Origin of the sequence: Mesorhizobium sp. M7A.F.Ca.US.002.01.1.1 (assembly GCF_004022955.1) — a bacterium.
Classification (GTDB): domain Bacteria; phylum Pseudomonadota; class Alphaproteobacteria; order Rhizobiales; family Rhizobiaceae; genus Mesorhizobium; species Mesorhizobium ciceri.
Window position 1 is genome coordinate 1 of sequence record NZ_RZQE01001026.1, and the last position, 563, is coordinate 563.

Genomic DNA, 563 nt, shown 5'->3' on the forward strand with positions numbered 1-563 from the left:
CTGCTCACGGTGTTGATCATAAACCTCACTCCGCAGCCGCGCGTTCTACGATCTATCGTCCCCCACCGGTTCGACGCTGCGGATCCCCAATTTTCCAAGACGATGAGCAGCTATTCGCAAGGGCAGATGTTCGGTTCCAACGCGGTCCAAACTCTCGTCAACGGAGACGAAATATTTCCCTCAATGCTGCAAGCAATCGGGGCGGCTCGATCCAGCGTCAACATGGAAACGTATATTTATTGGTCAGGAGCCATCGGCTACGAGTTCGCGATCGCATTGGCGACGAAGGCCCGCGAAGGCGTCGAGGTCCGCGTGAACGTCGACTGGGTTGGCAGCCTTCCCTTCGACGAGGACTTGATCCGCATCATGACGACGGCAGGTGTGAGGTTCGAACGCTATCGGCCGCTACGCTGGTATACGTTGGACCGTGTAAACAACCGAACTCATCGCAAGCTGCTGATCGTCGATGGCCGGATCGCTTTCACTGGCGGGGTCGGCATTGCCGATGATTGGCGCGGGAACGCACGCAACTCAAATGAATGGCGCGACACGCATTACCGGAT

The 563-nt window shown here is 57.2% G+C and carries 1 protein-coding gene; it reads left to right on the top strand.

The features are described from left to right. Positions 1-102: 102 nt before the first annotated feature. Positions 103-563 (top strand): phospholipase D-like domain-containing protein (locus tag EN932_RS37515; protein WP_245483423.1); only part of this gene is annotated, 461 nt, incomplete at its 3' end.